Raw genomic sequence first — 18502 nt, forward strand, 5'->3', positions numbered from 1 at the left:
CTTAGTGGGATTCCAGAATAAGCCGGGCCGCATTTTCACCGGATCGAATCGCGGCATCGATACTGCTGCTGGAGACCTGGTCCCCAGCGAGATGAACGTTGGGCCAGGGAGACACCGGGGGAGGTCCGGCTTTCACGGTCGCGTAGGGCACGTGGCGCTGATGGACGAACCTGAGAGAGTCCGCCGCATGGGGGAAGATCTCTGAAACTTCCGCTTGGGCGCGAGCAATGATGTCCTCAGGACTCAGACCCTGGTCTTTCAGGATCGTCGCGCTGATCAGGTGAGCGCCGTCCGGCGCATACTCGGGCACGATGTTGGTGATCTGTACGAAATGCCGCACCAGACGTTCTTCTCCCGCCGGGAGAACGAGCATTCGCTCTGGATAAAGGCTTTTGCGCGAGGAAAAATACACGACACGGGTTGAAGTGTGAGCCCGGCAGGGCGTGGTGTCCTGGATCAGTCTCCGGGTCGTGGGTTCTGCGGTGGCGATCACGACCCGCGAGGCGTGAACAATGCGGTCTCCGGTGAGAAAAATACTCGCGCTCTTACCTCCTTTCACCTCCATGCTTTGTACGGGGCTGTCCAGGCGTAGCGAACCGGGAAGCAATCGCGAGGCCATCTGCGCGGGCAGTGCTCCGACACCCTCGGCAGGAACAAACACCCGCCCGGAGGCGAATTTCTTTAAATAAAAGCGGAAGAGCGATGCGGGAGCGCTCAGCGTATCATCCAGGAATACACCTCCGAAGAATGGGCGGAAAAATCTCCTCAGGGCCATCTCGCTAACGCCCCTTTTTTTTAGGAGCTGAAGGGTGGTTTCTTCGGGATCTTCGAGACTCTCGAGATCTGTATCCACGGAGAGCAGGAGATCTGCCACCATTTTGGTGATCCGAGCCTTGTCGAGCCAGGTGAGGGCGGAAGTTGCAAAAGCGGCGCCGGCCGACGTGGGGTGCTTCAGAGGGTTGTGAACCTGATAAAACTTCCGGTGATCCCACATGATGGCACCAGAGTCGAAATACCGTGGGCGGAGAGCGGAAAGGTCAACATGCGCCCGCAGGCTGGTGTAGGAATCCATGATGACCTGAAAGCCCAGATCACAGGTGTATCCATTGATGCGCTCGTGTCGGACTCTGCCTCCGACTTCCGAATTTGCCTCGAGGACAATCACCTCTCTACCGGCATGCTGCAAACTGCGAGCGCACGCCAGTCCTGCCAATCCTGCTCCTATGACTACGACCACGGTGTTCTTTCCTGGAGGTGCCGGAGTGCCATCCCCGCAGCTAGAGCTTTTCCTCGCACGGCAGCAAGGAAAACCGGCGGTCATGACTCAAAAAGCGGCACAGTTGAAAAGTAAAAGCGATAGTAACTTGGCAAATCGCTTCAGGCAATGGCATGTTCCCTGCCAATATGAAGTACCGCACATTCCGAGGCACGGACATACGTGTGAGCGAAGTTGGATTTGGTCTCTGGACGGTTTCCACCGGTTGGTGGGGCAACTATACGGATGACGAGGCGGTGGCATTGATGAAAGAGGCGCTGGATCTCGGGATCACCCTCTTTGATGCGGCAGATACCTACGGAAATGGCCGCAGTGAGGAACTCATCGGCAAGGCTTTCGCAGATCGTCGTGATGACATCGTCATCGCGACGAAGGTGGGCTACGATTTTGTGAATCATGGGGAAGAACGTCGCGGTCAGCGCGAGATCCCTCAGGATTTCAGCCCGGAGAACATCCGCCGTGCCACGGAGGCGGCCCTGACGCGCCTCAAGACCGACACCATTGATCTTCTGCAATTGCACAACATTCGTTTCGAGCAGGTGGAGGATGACGCTCTTTGGGAGACCCTCGAGGACCTGCGTGCCGCTGGAAAGGTGAAGCACTATGGCGTCGCTCTGGGACCCGCCATTGGCTGGCTCGCTGAAGGCGTCCTGACCATTCGGCGTCGCAATCCCGGTGTGCTCCAACACATTTACAATCTTCTTGAGCAGCATCCGGGCAAGACCATCCAGGATGCGGCGCGCGATGCACAGGCAGACACGATGTTCCTGATCCGCGTTCCACACTCTTCCGGCATGCTGGAGGGCAAATACACTGCCGAGACGGTATTCCCTCCGAATGACCATCGCAGCCATCGCCCCAAGTCCTGGCTCACGAACGGCGTCAAGAAAGTCGAGCAGCTTCGCTTCCTGGAAAAAGGAGGAGAGCGTACGCTCGGCCAGGCGGCCATCCAGTGGCTGCTTGCTGATGATCGCGTCGCTTCCGTGCTGCCGAATATCTACAATGTCGAGCAGCTGCGGGAGTTTGCCGCTGCTGCCGATGTGGCTCCGCTTTCTTCCGAGGAACTGGCGCGCATCGAGGCGTTGGTGAAGGCGAATTTCGGCCTGGAACCTGAGGAGGGGCGCTACAAGGGAACCATGGAGCTGCCCGCGGAAGCCACCGCGTGAAGCATTGGGCACATCGGGTCTTTGGACGTCGCAAGCCAAAGCCCCCTGTCGTCGTCGCTCCCAAGGTCATCGTTTTCGATTTTGATGGCACTCTGGCAGATACGTTCGAGATCGCCTTCGAGATCCTGAACAAGCTGGCGGACGAGTTTCGCTTCCGCAAGCTCAGCAGGGAGGAACTCGAGCATGCGCGCGACATGCGCACGCGGGAGTTGATGAAATTCCTGGGTGTGTCACCGACGAAGCTGAGTCGCATCGGCTCCCGCGGCACTGCGGCACTCCATGGGCAGATCGACCGGGTGGTTCCCTTGCCGGGCATTCCTGAACTGGTGAGGGAATTGCATCGTCGGCAGTTTGCGCTCGGAATCATCACGTCCAATAGTGAGGACAATGTCCGTACCTTTCTTCGCAATCACGATCTCGAGATCTTTCAGTTCGTGCGTAGCTCCTCGAAGCTGCTTGGAAAGGCGCGGGAGATTCGTCAGGTAATGAAGGACTTCCGGTTTGCGCATGGAGACATGCTTTTCGTCGGAGATGAGACTCGCGACATCGAGGCGGCGCACAAGGCCGGAATTCCCATGGCGGCAGTCAGCTGGGGATATAACAGCCGTCGCTCGCTCGAGGGGATGAAACCCGGAAGGCTTTACGATAAGCCGGAGAGTCTGCTGGATATCCTGGAAAAGCCGGGCCAGCTCCTCGACATTCCGATAGGGCATCCCACCAAGGAATAGCTTTTCTGGCTGCCGCGGCCGGAGCCGGGCAGCCTGAGAAAGGCCAGCCGTTTCTTAGAACGGCTTCTGGTCGAGTTTCCAGATTTCCTTCGCGTACTCCATGATCGTGCGATCGCTGGAGAATTTGCCCACTCGCGCGGTGTTGAGGATGGCCATCTTGGCCCACTTGTCCTTGTCGCGGAAGGCGGCGTCGACCCGTTTCTGGGCATCGCTGTAGGAGCGGAAGTCCGGCAGGCAGAGGAACGGATCGCTGTAGTAGAGATTGTCCCGGAGCATGCTGAGGACGCCGTGCGGTTCGTCGGGGGTGAAGTAGTTGGAGCCCACCCAGTCGACCACCGCGCGCAACTCCTCGTCGGCGTTGTAGTAATCCTGCGGATTATACCCGCGAGCCCAGAGGGCGTTGACCTCCTCCACGGTCATGCCGAAGATGAAGATGTTGTCGTCGCCGACTTCCTCGCGGATCTCCACGTTCGCGCCATCGAGCGTGCCGATCGTGAGCGCGCCGTTGAGGGCGAGCTTCATATTGCCTGTTCCCGAGGCTTCCTTGCCTGCGGTTGAGATTTGCTCGGAGAGGTCGGCTGCCGGGACGATGCGCTGCGCGAGCGAGACACGGTAGTTTGGCAGGAAGACGACCTTGAGGCGGTCGTTGATGCGCTTGTCGTTGTTGATCACCTTGCCGACCGAGTTGATCGCCTTGATGATGCATTTCGCCAGGTCGTAACCCGGAGCCGCCTTGGCGGCGAAGACAAACACGCGCGGGGTGATGTCCAGCGACGGATCCTGGAGCAGCCTGCGATAAAGGGCGAGGATGTGCAGGAGGTTCAGGTGCTGGCGCTTGTACTCGTGGAGGCGCTTGATCTGGACATCAAAGAGCGCCGATGGATCGACCGAGACATCGCAGGACTCCTTGATGATCCGGGCGAGGTCGACCTTGTTGGCATGCTTCACGTGCATGAAGGCCGACTTGAACTCCTCGTTGTCGGCAAAGGCTTCGAGTTCGCGCAGCTTGTCGAGATTGCGCTCCCAGCCATGGCCGATCTTGGATGTGATCAGGTCGCTGAGGCGCGGGTTGCAGGCGAGCAGCCACCGGCGGGGCGTGATGCCGTTGGTCTTGTTGTTGAACTTGCCCGGGTAAAGGGCGTCAAATTCCGGAAACAGCTCCTTCTTCAGCAACTCCGTGTGCAGAGCGGCAACGCCGTTGACGGAGTGGCTGCCCACGACCGAAAGGTGGGCCATGCGGACCATCTGGGTCGGGCCTTCCTCGATGAGCGAAAGGATCTGCTTCTTGGTGGTATCTCCCGGCCATCTGGCCTCCACCTCGTCGAGGAAGAGCTTGTTGATCTCGAAAATGATCTGCAGATGGCGCGGCAGTACCTTCTGAAACAGGCCGACGCTCCACTTTTCCAACGCCTCCGGCAGAAGGGTGTGGTTTGTGTAGGCGAAGGTCTTCGTGACCAGTTCCCACGCCGGTCCCCAGGACATGCTGTACTCGTCGAGCAGCAGGCGCATCATCTCGACGATCGCAACCGCCGGATGGGTGTCGTTGAGCTGGATCGCGACTTTTTCCGGGAATTCGCTCCAGTCCTCATTCGTCTTGCGGAAACGGCGAATGATGTCTTTCAGCGAACATGCGACGAAGAAATACTGCTGGAGCAGGCGCAGTTCCTTGCCGCTCTCGGTCTTGTCGTTCGGATAAAGGACCTTGGAGATGGTTTCGCTGTGGTTCTTTTCGCGCACCGCTTCGTCGTAGCCCCCGCGATTGAAGGCCTCGAAATCGAAATCCTCGGCCGCACGAGATTCCCATAGCCGCAGGTAATTGACGGTATTTGTGCCGTACCCGGGGATCGGAATATCGTAAGGGATTCCAAGCAGCTTTTTCCAGCCGTTCCAGCGGGATACGTAGTTGCCGCGGTCGTCGAAGACATTCTCGACGTAGCCGTAGACCTTGATCTCGGTGGCGTGCTCCGGACGCACGATCTCCCAAGGCGTTCCGTCGCGCATCCAGGCATCGGGCAGTTCCACCTGGTAGCCATTGCGGAACTCCTGCTTGAAGAGTCCGTACTGGTAATGGATGCCATAGCCGATGGCCGGAAGGTCGAGTGTGGCTAGGGAATCCAGAAAGCAGGCGGCGAGGCGACCGAGACCGCCGTTACCGAGGCCCATGTCGTACTCCTCGCTGCGGAGTTCTTCAAAATCGAGTCCCAGTTCCTCGAGCGCGTGAACCATGTTCTCCATGATGCCCGCGCTGTAGATCGTGTTGGAAAACAGGCGTCCCATGAGAAACTCGAGGGACAAATAGTACACCCGCTTGGCGTTGCTGTTGTGATGCACCGCCTGCGTGGCGATCATTCGCTCCACTACGACACTCTGTGCAGCTTTGCAGGTTGCGAGCCACCAGTCGCGCTTCGTGGCCGTCGAGGCGTCTCGAGCCAGGCTAAACTTGAGGTGGGTTTGGATCAGCCGTTTCAGGCCGGGAATGGAAGTATCGAGAGCGGATTGGAACTGGCTCATGCTTTATCTCGTTTCGTATGAATGGGAAGTCAGGGAAAGAGCAAAATTCGCGCCAAATTCGATTGCGGCGAACTTGTTACACAAATTCCTCCGCTATTTACGCGGCTTAAGCCTGCTGCTTGGCCGTCACGTAGGAAGCGATCGTGTTTACACTGACGAAAGCCTCCCGGGCGACCTCGGAGCTCGGAGTGGCGACGCCGAAGTTCTTTTCCAGACTAACGGCGAGTTCCAGAGCATCGATCGAGTCGAGAGCGAGGCCTTCCGGGCTGAACAAAGGGGTGTCATCCCCGATGTCGTCGGGCGATACCTTCAACATCAGGCTTTCAACGAGCATTTTCTTGATGCGGGAGGTCAGGTCGGAATCTGGCATGGCGGACGATCTAATCGGGGTTTCCAAGTTGAACAGGATTTTTTATACGGAGGTATGTCGTCAAAAATACGCCTCGATAACCTCTTGGTGGCGAGGCAATTTTTTCCATCTCGCGAAAAAGCACAGAGATCCATCATGGCCGGGCAGGTCTACGTGGCTGGGCAAAAAGCAGCCAAGCCGGGCCAGCAGGTGCCCCAGCATGTGGAAATCGAGGTGCGTGGTGGAGAAAAATATGTCGGTCGAGGCGGATTGAAGCTCGAGGGGGCGCTTGATTTTTTTCGAATCGATCCCACCGGTCGAGTGGCGGTGGATGTCGGAGCCTCGACCGGGGGATTTACGGACTGCCTCTTGCAGAGAGGGGCATTACGGGTTCACGCCCTTGATGTGGGCCATGGCCAGCTCGACTGGTCCCTGCGTACGGACCCTCGAGTGAAGGTTTACGAGGGATTCAACGCCCGCAACCTGAAGGCCGGGGACCTTGGCGAGCCGGTCGACCTGGCGGTGGCGGACGTGAGCTTCATCTCGTTGACGTTGATCCTGCCTGCGCTGTTTGCCCTGCTTGCGCCTCCGGGCGACATGATCGTGCTCATCAAGCCGCAGTTTGAGCTTTCGCCGGACAAGGTCGGCAAAGGTGGAGTGGTCCGGGAAGCGCTGTATCACGAGGAGGCGGTGGCACGCATCCGTGACTTTGTAGCCCAGCACGGCAAATGCTGGCATGGCGTCACGACTTCGCCTATCAAGGGCCGCGAGGGGAATGTCGAGTTCCTCGCTCATTTATCTTTGTGATCGGACTCATCGCCCATACCGAAAAAACGGAAGCAGCCGAGCAGGTGCGCGCCATGATCGGCGCCCTGCAGGAAAAAAAGGTCGGCTTCCTCCTTGAAAAATCCACTGCCGAGATCGCAGGCATACTGTCCGACCTGGATGAGCGCGCTCTGGCCCGCCAGTGCGACCTGCTGGTCGTAATGGGTGGCGATGGCACAATTCTGCGCGTCGTTCACAAAATCGGCGAGGACATCAAGCCCATCTTCGGCATCAATATCGGGTCCCTGGGTTTCCTGACCTGCGCCGCTGCCACGGAGATCCCTCGGGCGGTCGAGAGCATCACTCGCAAGGATTATATCCTGAGCCAGCGAAGCCTTCTTTTGACGGAGTTGATTTCATCCGGCGGAAAAATCCGCAAGATGTATGGACTCAATGACGTCGTCATCAGCCGCGGCGAGCGATCCCAATTGGTGAAACTGCGCGTCAAGATCGATGGAGCGGAGCTGACGGACTACAATGCCGACGGCCTCATCATCGCGACCCCTACCGGGTCCACCGCCTATTCGCTTTCTGCGGGCGGGCCGATCCTCATGCCGGACTCGGGCGGCTTTGTCATTACTCCGATTTGTCCGCATGTGTTGACCAATCGGTCCACGGTCGTGAGCGATCGATCGATCATTACCAGCGAACTCATCGTAGCCGAGCACTCCGTCTTTGTGACGGTCGACGGGCAGGGGAATCACGCCATGCATCTGGGCGACACCCTCCGCATCTCGCAAAGTGACCGACGTCTGCCTCTTGTGATGCTCCCGGAGAAACTCTTTCCCGAGGTGCTGCGGCAGAAACTCAAGTGGAGCGGAAGCAACGTATGACACCCATTTCTGACGTTCTGCAGCCCGATCATGTGAATCTTGCGCTGTCTGCAAAATCAAAGGCGGAGGCGGTGGAGGCAGTACTCTCCAAACTCAACGGCGATCCCCGGGTGACAAACTTTGCCCAGTTGGAGGAAGCGGTCAAAGCCCGCAATGCTCCGGCTATTTCCGAGAACGGGTGGGGGATTTGCCTCGCTCACGGCCGGACCGACAGCGTGACGGAGCTTGTGATGGCTGCGGGCCGGGTGACTCCTGGTTTTAGCTGTCGGGATGTGAGAGACCCTGTTCGCCTCGTTTTCGTGGCGGGAATCCCCAGCGCCTTCGACTCGGAGTACCTGCGTATCGTAGGGGCGATCGCCCGTATTTGCCGCGACCGCCACCAGTTTGAACGACTCCTCGCCGCCAAAACTCCCGAGGATTTCATCCATTTGCTCGGCGCGGCGGAGGTCAAATTGTGAAGGCTGCCTTGACACTTCGGCCCTATCGCCTTTGCTTATCCGCCAATGCCTTTGCTTGAGGTCAAAGATTTACGCGTTTGGTTTCCGGTCCATGGAGGATTGCTTCGGCGCAAAGTGGGCGAGATCAAGGCGGTGGACGGCGTTTCCTTTACCATCGAACCGGGCCAGACGGTTGGTCTCGTGGGCGAGAGCGGGAGTGGCAAGACCACAGTCGGGCGTGCCCTGCTGAAACTCGGTCCGGCGACCTCGGGGGAGGTGTATTTTGAGGGGCGAAATATCCTGCCCCTGAATGAACGGCAGTTTCGGCCCCTGCGTCGCCAGATGCAGATGATCTTTCAGGACCCATTTGGGTCGCTCAATCCGCGTCTGACCTGCGGATCGATCATCGGCGAGGCCTTGACCACGCATTTTAAGGAGATGACGGCTACCCAGCGCCGCGCTCGTATTTCCGACCTGCTGACCCAGGTGGGATTGAAACCCGAGATGGCTTCCCGGTATCCGCATGAGTTCAGCGGGGGGCAGCGGCAGCGGATCGGTATCGCGCGTGCTTTGGCGGTTGAACCCAAGTTCATCGTCTGCGACGAAGCGGTGAGCGCGCTCGATGTGAGCGTTCAGGCGCAGATCGTGAATCTCCTCATGGATTTGCAGGAAAAGCTCGGTATCGCCTATCTGTTCATCGCGCACGATCTCGCGGTGGTTCAGCATATCAGCGACCATGTGCTCGTGATGCATCACGGTCGCATCGTGGAGTCCGCATCTTCAGACGCGATCTATTCACGCCCCCAGCACGAATACACGAAAACCCTGCTGGCCGCAGTGCCGCAGCTGGCGTAAAGATTTTCCGTTTCGATGCATCCTCTTCTCCGAAAGATTCTGGGCATGAACTGGTTCGTCATGTTGCTCATGACGGCCCTGCTAGCCTATGGCGTTTATTCGATCTATAGCGCCACCTGGATGCGCAATGAGAACTATTGGTCGTCCCAGCTCATCTGGATCGGCATCTGTCTCCCTGTCTTCTTCGTTACGGCGCTCATCGATTATCGCTGGATCCGCTTTGGGGCGGTGCCCATCTACGTGTTGGGCATCCTGGGGCTGGTGGCGACGATGGTGATCGGCGAGGAGCGCTACGGAGCCAAAAGCTGGCTCGACCTGAAGGTCATGAGCTTCCAGCCCTCTCAGCTTGCCATCGTGGCAGGAATCATGACGCTGGCGGTGTACCTTGAGGCGTCGCGCAGGACGATGCCGATCCTGCGCATCCTCGCCTGCGGAGCCATCGTGGGCGCTCCGTGGCTGATGATTCTCATCCAGCCCGATCTGGGGTCCTGCATTGTCTGGGTGCCGGTTCTGCTCGCCATGATGTTCATCGGTGGCATCCCGAAGCGCTGGCTTGCGGCCATGTTGATCATCGGCGTGGCCTTGGTGCCTCTCGTGGTCCATTTTGGACTTAAGCCCTACCAATACGCCCGTATCACTACGTTCCTGAATCCCGACCTTGATCCCCAGGGCGACGGCTGGAATATCAACCAATCTCTCATCGCCATAGGCTCCGGCGGCTTTTATGGCAAGGGCTTCAAAGCCCCCAATACCCAGAATGAGCTGGGTTTTCTCCCCGTCACCATCGTCCACAACGACTTCATCTTCTCCGTCATGGGAGAGCAGCATGGATTCATTGGCGGCGTGATCCTGATCGGCGTGCTTGCTCTCTTATTTGTGGGCATCCTGCACATCGGCATGGAGGCGAGTGACGATCTCGGGCGATTATTGTCGATAGGCATTCTGCTGCTGCTATTCACGCACACCTTCATGAATATCGGCATGACGATCTCCGTGACGCCGATTACCGGCTTACCTTTGCCATTTGTGAGCTACGGTGGCTCCTTCCTGCTCATCACGCTCTTCAGCATGGGACTCCTCCAGAGCATCTGGATTCACCGCAAGGTGGTGCGATAGCGTGATTCGCTGACAAGAACGACGCGCTCGCCGCGAACGTTCCAACCTTTGGTTGGGAAGATCGGAATTAAGGCCGCAAGGATCATTCCGACGATGGCAAGTCCGATGAAGTGAATCGCAGTGGCAGAGAAGGCGTTGTGCAGCCAGTTCTGCGCGTTGAATCGGGTATGAAACTCCGGGATTCGCTCCGGCAGCAGCTTGTGGCAGATCACGTCGGCGAGTAAATCCGGGCCTTCGCGGATCAGATGGTAGATCAGATGGTAGATTAGATAGGTGCCGAGGGAGACCAGGGCGAGATAGATCCCAACGATGACCGATCCGCCTCCGCCTTGGCGAAGTCCTTGGTTTGCTCCGTTCCAGAAGCTGTCCTGAAATTTTCGTTCCTTTTCCGTCAGTTCGCCGAACTGCCGCCGATTTTCCTGAGCTGTTCAGTGTTCATCTGCGGAGATCGAGGATTCCAGATTTTGCAGGAGATGGTGGCGCTGATCGAGTCGGCGGGCGGCGCGATGGATGCACAGCAGGAAGATCGGCCAGGAGAACAGTATGGCGGTGAATACCGAGGCTGGCGTCGATGCCTTGAATGACGAAAGGACGGCGAAGACCGCGAAAGCGAAAACCGTGAATTGACCGAGCGCCCAGGCTGTGAGCCATCGAGGTTTGTCCATGGCTCAAATCGCACCGCGAATGCCTGAGTAAAGACGACGTGTGCGGTGTTCTCGTTCCTCCCAGGCCACTCGAGCTTCGTCTCCGAACTCGATATAACCGCGCATGGAAGATGAACCCTAGATCTTGACCCGCTCGATCTGTGCGCCGAGGCCATTGAGCTTGTCGTCAATGCTCTCGTAGCCGCGGTCGATATGGTAGACGCGGTTGATCTCGGTCATTCCGTCGGCCTTGAGTCCGGCAAGGACGAGGGCGGCGGAGGCGCGAAGATCGCTGGCCATCACGGGAGCGCCGCTCAGGCGGTCGACGCCGGTGATGACGGCTGTAGCCCCTTGCAGCTCGATATTGGCGCCCATGCGCTTGAGCTCGGCCACGTGCATGAAACGCTGCGGGAAGACATTCTCCGTGATCGCGCTGACGCCATTTGTCATCGCCAGCAAGGCGCACATCTGAGCCTGCATGTCGGTCGGGAATCCCGGGTAGGGAAGCGTCTCAAGGGTGAGCGACTTATGGCTGCCATTGGCCTTGAGCGTGACGTAATCCTTGCCGTTCGAGATCTCGTAGCCAGCGTGTGCCAGAGGCTCGATGACGGCCTGCAAATGGGCGGGGTCGACGCGCTTGAGCGTGACCTCCTTGCCCGCAATGGCGGCTGCGACGAGAAATGTTCCTGCCTCGATGCGATCGGGGATCACCTCGTGCTCGGCACCATGGAGTTCCTTCACGCCCTCGATGATGATGCGACGGGTGCCTGCGCCCTCGATGCGCGCGCCCATCTTGATCAGGAAATTGGCGAGATCCTCGACCTCCGGCTCCTCGGCGGCGCCGTCGATGACGGTGGTGCCTTCCGCGAGTACGGCGGCCATCATGACGTTGTCGGTGCCCAGGACGGTGGAACCAAACTTGCCGCGCAGATTGATGGTGGCACCTTTCAACTCGGGGGCGAGTACCTTGACATTACCGCCCTGCACACGAACAGCCGCGCCGAGGGCTTCAAATCCACGCAGGTGAAGATCGATCGGTCGATCACCAATGACACAGCCACCGGGCAGGGAGACTGTAGCCTCCTTCTCGCGACCGAGCAGGGGGCCAAGGATGCAGACCGAGGCGCGCATCTTGCGGACAATGTCGTAGGGTGCCTCGGTGAGAACTTTTTCCGCCTTCACCGTCACGATGCCGCTGGCCCGCTCCACCTCGCACCCGAGTTCACTCAGGATGGTGAGCATGTAGTGGATGTCGCTCAGGTCGGGAACGCGGGAAATCACGCACGGTTCCTTGGTCAGGAGTGTCGCGGCCAAGATAGGCAGGGCGGAGTTCTTTGATCCGCTGATGCGCACGGAGCCATTCAGTGCGGCTCCTCCGTGAACGATGATTTTATCCATAACTCGCGAAGACGAAACGTTCTATACCTTGATAATCGGGACGTACGGTGATGTCCCGATAATTGTTCCCGGAGAACAATTCGCATACGAGGGCTGCCTGGTCGTGTCCGATTTCCAGACCGATGCGTCCTCCGGGAATGAGATGAGCGGGCGCGGTGGCGATGAGCCGCCGGATGATATCGAGGCCGTCCGGGCCGCCGTCGAGGGCGGAAACGGGATCGAACTGCACCTCGCGTTGCAAGTCGGGAATGTCACCTGCCGGAATGTACGGCAGGTTGGCCATGATCAGGTCAAATGGTCCACCTTCGGACGGAAGCAGGTCCGCTTGGGAGAAATGCACCTTTGCTCCGAGCTTCTCGGCGTTTTGTCGTGCGAGGCTGAGGGCTTCGGCGTGCAGGTCGGTGGCAAATACCTCCGAGTCGGGAAACTCCAGCGCAAACGTGATGGCAATCACGCCGCTGCCCGTGCCGATATCGAGAATCCGGGCTGGCTTGGGATACTGCAGCGCAAACTCGATAAGCTGCTCGGTCTCGGGGCGGGGGATCAGCGCGCGCTCATCGCACAGGAAGGTATGGCCAAAAAACTCCGCTGTCCCGAGCAGATGCTGCAAGGGTTTGCCCTGGGCGCGCTGACGTACGAGGTCGCGCAATGGAGCGCGATCCGCATCGCTCAGGGGACGATCAAACTCGAGGTAAAGGTCGAGGCGCTTCTTGCCAAGAGTGTGGGCGAGTAGATGCTCGGCATTCAGGCGCGGACTCTCAACGGAATGCTTGCCGAGGTAATCCGCGGCGGCCGTGAGAGTTTCGAGGACGGTCATCACGCCTCGTTCTGGGCGTCCTGCAAGCGCTGCTCCATGTCGCTGGACAGCAAAGCCTCGATCATTTCCTTGATGTCGCCTTCGATGAAGCGATCCAAGCTTTTCAGCGTCATCTCGATGCGATGATCGGTGACGCGATTCTGCGGAAAGTTGTAGGTGCGGATTTTTTCCTCTCGTCCACCGCCGCCGATGAGGGCCTTGCGATGAGCGGAGTATTTCTCCTCTTCCTCGCGGCGTTTGTCCTCGAGCAGGCGGGAACGCATGATTTGCAAGGCGCGTTCCTTGTTCTGCTGCTGACTGCGGCCATCCTGGCATCGCACGATGCGACCCGTGGGGATGTGCAGGATCTGGACGGCGGAGTCCGTCGTATTGACTCCCTGTCCACCGGGACCGCCGGCGCGGCAAACCTCGATGCGGAGGTCTTCCATCTTGAGCTCCACGTCGACTTCCTCAGCCTCAGGGAGCACGGCTACAGTCGCCGTGGATGTATGGATGCGTCCCTGGGCTTCCGTGGCGGGCACGCGTTGCACACGGTGGACGCCGGACTCATAACGCATCTTGCGAAACACGCCTTCGCCGGAGAGGCGAAAGGTGATTTCCTTCAGGCCGCCCAAGTCGGCCTCGCTGGTGTCCATCACCTCGATCTTGAGGTTATTCGCCTCGGCGAAGCGCACATACATGCGATAGAGGTCGGCGGCAAAAAGCGCGGCCTCCGTGCCGCCTGTGCCAGCGCGGATTTCTACGATGGCGTCGCGATCTTCATCGGGCTCCGGCGGGAGCAGCGCGATCTGAAGTCGCTTCTCCAGCTCGGGAAGCTTTTGCTCCAGCTCGGGGAGTTCAGCCTGGGCCATCTCGGCGATCTCGGCATCATTGTCCGATGCGAGTTCGCGATTCTCCGCGATCTGCTGCTCGATGCGACGGCATTCGTCCGCGATGCTCAGGAGTTCCTTGAGCCGCGCGTGTTCGCGGAGGATTTCCCGGGCTTTCGCGGGATCGTCATACAACGATCCACTCGTCACCGCGCTTTCAAGTTCGTCGAAGCGGGTGCGCTTTTTTTCGATCAGTCCGGAGAAGTCCACAGCAGTACGATTGGGATGTAAAAACGCGAAACGGTGATGGCGCTTTTGGCGCTATCACCGTTTCTTGCGGGAGGGGAAAGCTAGGCCTTCTTGCCCGGCTTGAGAGCGCGAGCAACGCGCACCGTGCCGTAGCGGCGCTTGAACTTGTCAACGCGTCCAGCCGTGTCGACGAATTTCTGTTCGCCGGTGAAAAAGGGATGGCAAGCCGCGCAAATACCGATTTTGATGTTGTCGCGCGTAGAACGCGTGCGATACGCCGCACCGCAAGCGCAAGTGATAACGGTCTCGACGTAGTTGGGATGGATATCTGCCTTCATTTCAGTGGAAACGAGCCAATTTAGTCAAAATTCCTCCGGACGCAATCTCGAAAAGAATCCAATTCTCGCGAGATGGTCGGAAATCCTGAAGCAGTTGGGCTCGAAACCGGCGGTTTTTTCTCCGTCTGGAGAGGTTTTGCGGACTTTTGACGAGGTGGAAAAAGATGCCCGTTTCTGGGGCAGCCGCCTGGGATTTCTTCCTCCGAGATCCGTGGTTTCCTGCCAGATCGGGAATGTCCCGGAGTTCTTTTCCTTCCTGCTCGCCTGCTGGCGGGCGGACTATTGTTTCCTGCCTTTTGACATGGAACTGGCGAAAGACCGGCGAGACAAATTGGAGAAGGTCTGCGGCGTCACCATGCGGCTGGAGAATTCCAGATCCGGTCCCCGGCTGGTTCCGGTCAATAATTCCGCAACTTCGCTGATGGCGGCCGACATGCTCAAGGTGACGTCGGGTAGCGCCGGGGAGCCCAAGGCGATCCGCTTTTCCTGCGCTCAACTCCTGGCGGATTGCGACAACATCTGCGAGACGATGGGAATTGGGGCGGGGGATGTGAACTACGGCGCGATCGCGTTTTCGCATTCCTATGGGTTTAGCAATCTTGTTACGCCTTTGCTGTGCTGCGGGGTGCCAGTGGTCGTTGCTCGCGACATGATGCCTCATGCGCTGCGCGATGGGCTATCAGCCTCTCGTGCCACAGTGTTTCCCGGCGTGCCGGCCTTGTTCCGGGCGCTCGGGGCGGTGGGATCCGGAGGGTGGAAGCCTCGGCTCTGCATTTCCGCCGGTGCTCCACTCACGCCAGAAATCGCCGCAAAATTCGCGGAAAGCTGGCAGACGAAGATACACACGTTTTATGGGGCTTCGGAATGCGGCGGCATTTGCTACGACGCTTCGGAGGATTTCGCCATTGAGCCGGGATTCGTGGGAAATCCGATGCACGGCGTTGCCTTGGAACTGGCGGAGGATGCCGAGCCATCCCAGGCCGCCGTGATCAGTAAAGCGGTTGGCAAAGGCTATCATCCCTCCCGGGCGGGAGAGAGCTTCGGTGGACAGTATGTTCCCGGCGATTTGCTGGAAAAGGTTGCATGCGGCTACCGCATCTGCGGCCGGGTTTCGGATTTCATCAACATCGCCGGCCGCAAGGTCAACCCCGCAGAAATCGAGCAGGTGCTGGGTTCTATTCCCGAGGTGGAAAGTGTCGTGGTCGTCGGATTGCCCGTCGGTACCCGGGGGGAAGAGATTGGGGCATGTTATGTCGGTGGCGTGGAAATTGACGGCTTGCGCAGGGCCTGCGCGCGCGCTTTGCCTTCGTGGCAGGTGCCGCGGCACTGGTTGCGGCTCGAGGAAATGCCGGTCAACTCCCGTGGCAAGATCAGTCGCGCCGACCTGCGCAGGAAGCTGCTCGCCGAAGGATAGCCGGATTTCGATTTACTCGGGAGGGGGCTTTCGTAGGTTACGCCCATGTCCCAACTGGAATCTCTCCGCGAAGCGGCCCGCGTGTCGCCTGACAACATCCCTCTGCAGATGCTGTTCGGAGAGGCGTGTCTCAACGAGTTTGCCGCCGATGAAGCGATGGGCGCCTTTCAGCAGGTGCTGAAGCTGAACCCGTCTCATCCGGAGGCTCGCATCGGCCTGGCCCGGGCGTTGCATCATACCGGGCGCACATCCGAGGCGGTTGTGCGTCTCGAGGCTCTGGTGGCGGAACGCCCCGAACTTTCCGCGGCCTGGCTGCATCTTAGCCGTTTTCTCATGGCGGAAGGGCTGCGTGATCAGGCAAAGGCTTGCTACGAAAAGAGTCTCGCTCTGCCCGGCGGACTGCCGGACCCCGCACTGGAGCAGGAACTCTATTTGCGTGGCGGCACGGAAAAGCCCTCCGACAGCAAAGGCCTCGGCCGGGTCACCAGCGAAGGATGGGAGGCTCCCATCGCGACGGAGGAGAGGGGATTCTCGGGCAGCCCGATGGGTGCGGACGGTTTCGATGGTATCGAGCAGCCGGATCTGAATTTTGACGACATCGGAGGCATGGAGCCGGTGAAGGAGGAGATCCGAATGAAGATTATTTATCCGCTGAAGAATCCCGATCTCTTCCGGGCCTACGGCAAAAAGGCCGGAGGCGGCGTCCTTTTGTACGGCCCTCCGGGTTGTGGCAAGACGCTCATCAGCCGGGCTACGGCAGGCGAGATCGAGGCGAATTTCCTCTCCATCGGCATCCACCAGATCCTCGATCTCTATATCGGCGAGAGTGAGAAAAACCTGCACAAGCTCTTTGAGCTGGCACGGGACAATGCCCCGGCGATTCTCTTCTTTGACGAGGTCGATGCCCTCGCTGCCGATCGCCGTGATCTTCGCAAGAGTGCGGGGCGGACGCTGATCAACCAATTCCTGGCCGAGATGGATGGGAATGTCGCCTCCAACGACGGCTTGCTCATTCTCGGAGCGACCAATGCTCCCTGGCATATCGACCCCGCGTTTCGACGCCCCGGTCGCTTTGATCGTATCCTTTTCGTGCCGCCGCCCGATGAAGAGGCTCGCGAGGCCATCATCACGATTCTCGCCAAAGGGAAGCCGGTTTCCCAACTTGATGCCCGGAGCCTCGCCCAGAAGACCAGGAATTTCTCTGGCGCCGACCTGAAGGCGATCTTTGACACGGCGGTCGAGCGCAGCCTTGCCCAGGCCATGAAACAGGGGCAGGTGGTGCCAATCACCCAACGCGATCTCCTCGATGTCGCAAAATCCATTAGGTCGTCCACCCAGGCATGGTTCGAAAGCGCGAAGAACTATGCGCTCTACTCGAATCAAGGCGGGTTTTACAACGACGTGCTTGCCTTTCTGGGAATCAAGAAATGACACCAGATTCCTCTGCTGCTCACCGCGGGCTGATTTTTATCCAGCAGGGTCGCTATCGCGATGCTGAGAAATATCTCCGCGATGCCCTGGCGACCGACCCGAATAATCCAGCCACCTTGTATTACCTCGCTCTGTGCGAGTTGAATCAGGGCAGGCCGAGGGAGGCTCTGGAAACCATAGAACGGGCCTTGGGCTTAGGTCCAGAGGTGGACGGATTTCACGCGCTACGAGCCTTGTGCCTGCTGCAGATGGGTAAAGCTGATGAGGCAATGGAATCGGCAAATGAAGCAGTGCGGCTCGGGCCGGATTCCGATTTTGCCTTTGTTGCCATCGCATCGATTCATCTCGCGAAAAAGCGGTGGTTCGAGGCGGAGACGGCGGCGAGGAAGGCCCTCGATCTCAATCCTGAGAACGCAAACGCCTCGAATATTCTCACGACGGCTTTGCGCATGCAGAACCGCCTCTCGGAAAGTGCCGACCGCGTGGCATATGCTCTCCAGCAAGACCCGGAGAATCCCGACAACCATGTGTCGGCGGGGTGGACCGCGCTGCATCAGGGTCAGGTCAAACAGGCGGAGGAGCATTTCCTTGAGGCTTTGCGACTTGAGCCGGAAAATGAGCAGGCCAAGGACGGGCTGAAGGAGGCCTTCAAGTCCCGTTCCATCATTTACCGAGGATATCTCCAGTACTGCTTTTTCATGCAGCGCCTCACGACTGCGAACCAATGGCTGATTATCATCGGTTTGTTGGTTGGCGTGAGACTTGCGCGTGCCTATCTGCCTCCGGCCATAGCGACATTTGTCATCGGTTTGTACTTTCTATTGGTGCTCTGGGTCCATGTGGCCCGGCCGGTGGGAAATCTGCAACTCATGCTCGACCGGTTCGCCCGGCATGCCTTGAGCCGCGGTGAACGCTGGGAAGCCTGCCTCGCCGGGGGAGCCGTGACTGTCGGTGCACCACTGTTTTTCCTTGGTTCCATCGGAGGGTACTTGCACCCGCTTATTATTGGCTCGGCATTGACCTCGGCGGCATTTCCACTGGCCTACATCTTCACAAACCGTTCCCGGGTCGGGCAGGCGGTATTCGGACTCGCCGCCGCCGGCGCGCTGGTTTGCGGAGGACTTGCGTATCTCTCCATTTATTTCGGACATCCGGCCGGTCAACAGGGACCGGAGCTTTTACTGGTATCGGCCATCATTGCCATGGCGGTGACCTGGCTATGCAACATTCCTGCGCTCAATCGTCGCTGGTAAGGGGGGAGGGAAACCTTCCTCCTTGCAGCCTGTGAATAACCGGATATACTTGA

General features: G+C 58.8%; 19 protein-coding genes. 10 read left to right on the forward strand and 9 right to left on the reverse strand.

Going from position 1 to position 18502, the window contains the following annotated elements; all coding sequences use genetic code 11:
- Position 1 precedes the first annotated feature (1 nt).
- Positions 2–1237 carry an NAD(P)/FAD-dependent oxidoreductase gene (locus TSACC_RS11640; RefSeq protein ID WP_075079455.1) on the reverse strand — a complete coding sequence of 412 codons (1236 nt, stop codon included), beginning with the start codon at positions 1235–1237 and terminating at the stop codon, positions 2–4.
- Positions 1238–1404: 167 nt separating this feature from the next.
- Between TSACC_RS11640 and TSACC_RS11645 the strand changes: the two genes are divergently transcribed.
- Positions 1405–2442 (forward strand): aldo/keto reductase, encoded by a 1038-nt coding sequence (locus tag TSACC_RS11645; RefSeq protein WP_075080703.1) that lies wholly within the window; start codon positions 1405–1407, stop codon positions 2440–2442.
- Complete coding sequence (locus TSACC_RS11650; RefSeq protein WP_084400409.1) at positions 2439–3170, forward strand: HAD hydrolase-like protein; 732 nt, start codon at positions 2439–2441, stop codon at positions 3168–3170. Before TSACC_RS11645 ends, TSACC_RS11650 begins: the two co-directional genes overlap by 4 nt.
- A gap of 54 nt (positions 3171–3224) precedes the next feature.
- Here the strand turns inward: TSACC_RS11650 and TSACC_RS11655 are convergent, their stop codons facing one another.
- A complete protein-coding gene (locus TSACC_RS11655; protein ID WP_075079456.1) occupies positions 3225–5681 on the reverse strand; it encodes a glycogen/starch/alpha-glucan phosphorylase in 2457 nt (818 codons plus the stop codon).
- Between the two features lie 106 nt (positions 5682–5787).
- Complete coding sequence (locus TSACC_RS11660) at positions 5788–6051, reverse strand: acyl carrier protein (RefSeq protein WP_075079457.1); 264 nt, start codon at positions 6049–6051, stop codon at positions 5788–5790.
- A gap of 54 nt (positions 6052–6105) precedes the next feature.
- On the opposite strand from TSACC_RS11660, the gene TSACC_RS11665 reads away from it, so the two are divergent.
- The 5 genes from TSACC_RS11665 to rodA all read left to right on the forward strand — a co-directional run bounded on the left by TSACC_RS11665 (position 6106) and on the right by rodA (position 10096).
- Entirely contained in the window at positions 6106–6837 is a 732-nt protein-coding gene (locus TSACC_RS11665) for a TlyA family RNA methyltransferase (protein ID WP_075079458.1), read from the forward strand.
- Positions 6834–7688, forward strand: a complete 855-nt coding sequence (locus tag TSACC_RS11670) for an NAD(+)/NADH kinase (RefSeq protein WP_169809619.1) — start codon at positions 6834–6836, stop codon at positions 7686–7688. The genes TSACC_RS11665 and TSACC_RS11670 overlap by 4 nt, the downstream gene beginning before the upstream one ends.
- On the forward strand, positions 7685–8146 hold the full coding sequence (locus tag TSACC_RS11675) for a PTS sugar transporter subunit IIA (protein ID WP_075079459.1): 462 nt from the start codon (positions 7685–7687) through the stop codon (positions 8144–8146). The genes TSACC_RS11670 and TSACC_RS11675 overlap by 4 nt, the downstream gene beginning before the upstream one ends.
- Positions 8147–8245: 99 nt before the next feature.
- Entirely contained in the window at positions 8246–8980 is a 735-nt protein-coding gene (locus TSACC_RS11680) for an ABC transporter ATP-binding protein (protein WP_237763949.1), read from the forward strand.
- Positions 8981–9025: 45 nt separating this feature from the next.
- Positions 9026–10096, forward strand: coding sequence for a rod shape-determining protein RodA (gene rodA, locus TSACC_RS11685; protein ID WP_237763950.1), 1071 nt, complete (start codon positions 9026–9028; stop codon positions 10094–10096).
- On the opposite strand, the gene TSACC_RS11690 is transcribed toward rodA, so the two are convergent.
- The 6 genes from TSACC_RS11690 to rpmE all read right to left on the reverse strand — a co-directional run bounded on the left by TSACC_RS11690 (position 10075) and on the right by rpmE (position 14351).
- A complete protein-coding gene (locus TSACC_RS11690; protein ID WP_075079462.1) occupies positions 10075–10308 on the reverse strand; it encodes a hypothetical protein in 234 nt (77 codons plus the stop codon). The two genes, rodA and TSACC_RS11690, sit on opposite strands and share 22 nt — an antisense overlap.
- 216 nt (positions 10309–10524) lie before the next feature.
- Positions 10525–10761, reverse strand: a complete 237-nt coding sequence (locus TSACC_RS11695) for a hypothetical protein (protein ID WP_075079463.1) — start codon at positions 10759–10761, stop codon at positions 10525–10527.
- Between the two features lie 117 nt (positions 10762–10878).
- On the reverse strand, positions 10879–12138 hold the full coding sequence (murA, locus tag TSACC_RS11700; RefSeq protein WP_075079464.1) for a UDP-N-acetylglucosamine 1-carboxyvinyltransferase: 1260 nt from the start codon (positions 12136–12138) through the stop codon (positions 10879–10881).
- Positions 12131–12955, reverse strand: coding sequence for a peptide chain release factor N(5)-glutamine methyltransferase (gene prmC, locus TSACC_RS11705; RefSeq protein ID WP_075079465.1), 825 nt, complete (start codon positions 12953–12955; stop codon positions 12131–12133). Before prmC ends, murA begins: the two co-directional genes overlap by 8 nt.
- On the reverse strand, positions 12955–14034 hold the full coding sequence (prfA, locus tag TSACC_RS11710; protein WP_075079466.1) for a peptide chain release factor 1: 1080 nt from the start codon (positions 14032–14034) through the stop codon (positions 12955–12957). The genes prmC and prfA overlap by 1 nt, the downstream gene beginning before the upstream one ends.
- Before the next feature lie 80 nt (positions 14035–14114).
- Positions 14115–14351 carry a 50S ribosomal protein L31 gene (rpmE, locus tag TSACC_RS11715; RefSeq protein ID WP_075079467.1) on the reverse strand — a complete coding sequence of 79 codons (237 nt, stop codon included), beginning with the start codon at positions 14349–14351 and terminating at the stop codon, positions 14115–14117.
- Positions 14352–14562: 211 nt separating this feature from the next.
- On the opposite strand from rpmE, the gene TSACC_RS11720 reads away from it, so the two are divergent.
- The 3 genes from TSACC_RS11720 to TSACC_RS11730 are packed head-to-tail and all read left to right on the forward strand — an operon-like array spanning position 14563 to position 18449.
- Complete coding sequence (locus TSACC_RS11720; RefSeq protein ID WP_153811402.1) at positions 14563–15765, forward strand: class I adenylate-forming enzyme family protein; 1203 nt, start codon at positions 14563–14565, stop codon at positions 15763–15765.
- A 45-nt stretch (positions 15766–15810) separates the two neighbouring features.
- Complete coding sequence (locus tag TSACC_RS11725; protein ID WP_075079469.1) at positions 15811–17196, forward strand: ATP-binding protein; 1386 nt, start codon at positions 15811–15813, stop codon at positions 17194–17196.
- Positions 17193–18449: a tetratricopeptide repeat protein gene (locus tag TSACC_RS11730; protein WP_075079470.1), complete on the forward strand. Its 1257-nt coding sequence runs from the start codon at positions 17193–17195 to the stop codon at positions 18447–18449. Before TSACC_RS11725 ends, TSACC_RS11730 begins: the two co-directional genes overlap by 4 nt.
- Positions 18450–18502 lie beyond the last annotated feature (53 nt).

Source organism: Terrimicrobium sacchariphilum (assembly GCF_001613545.1).
Lineage (GTDB): Bacteria > Verrucomicrobiota > Verrucomicrobiia > Chthoniobacterales > Terrimicrobiaceae > Terrimicrobium > Terrimicrobium sacchariphilum.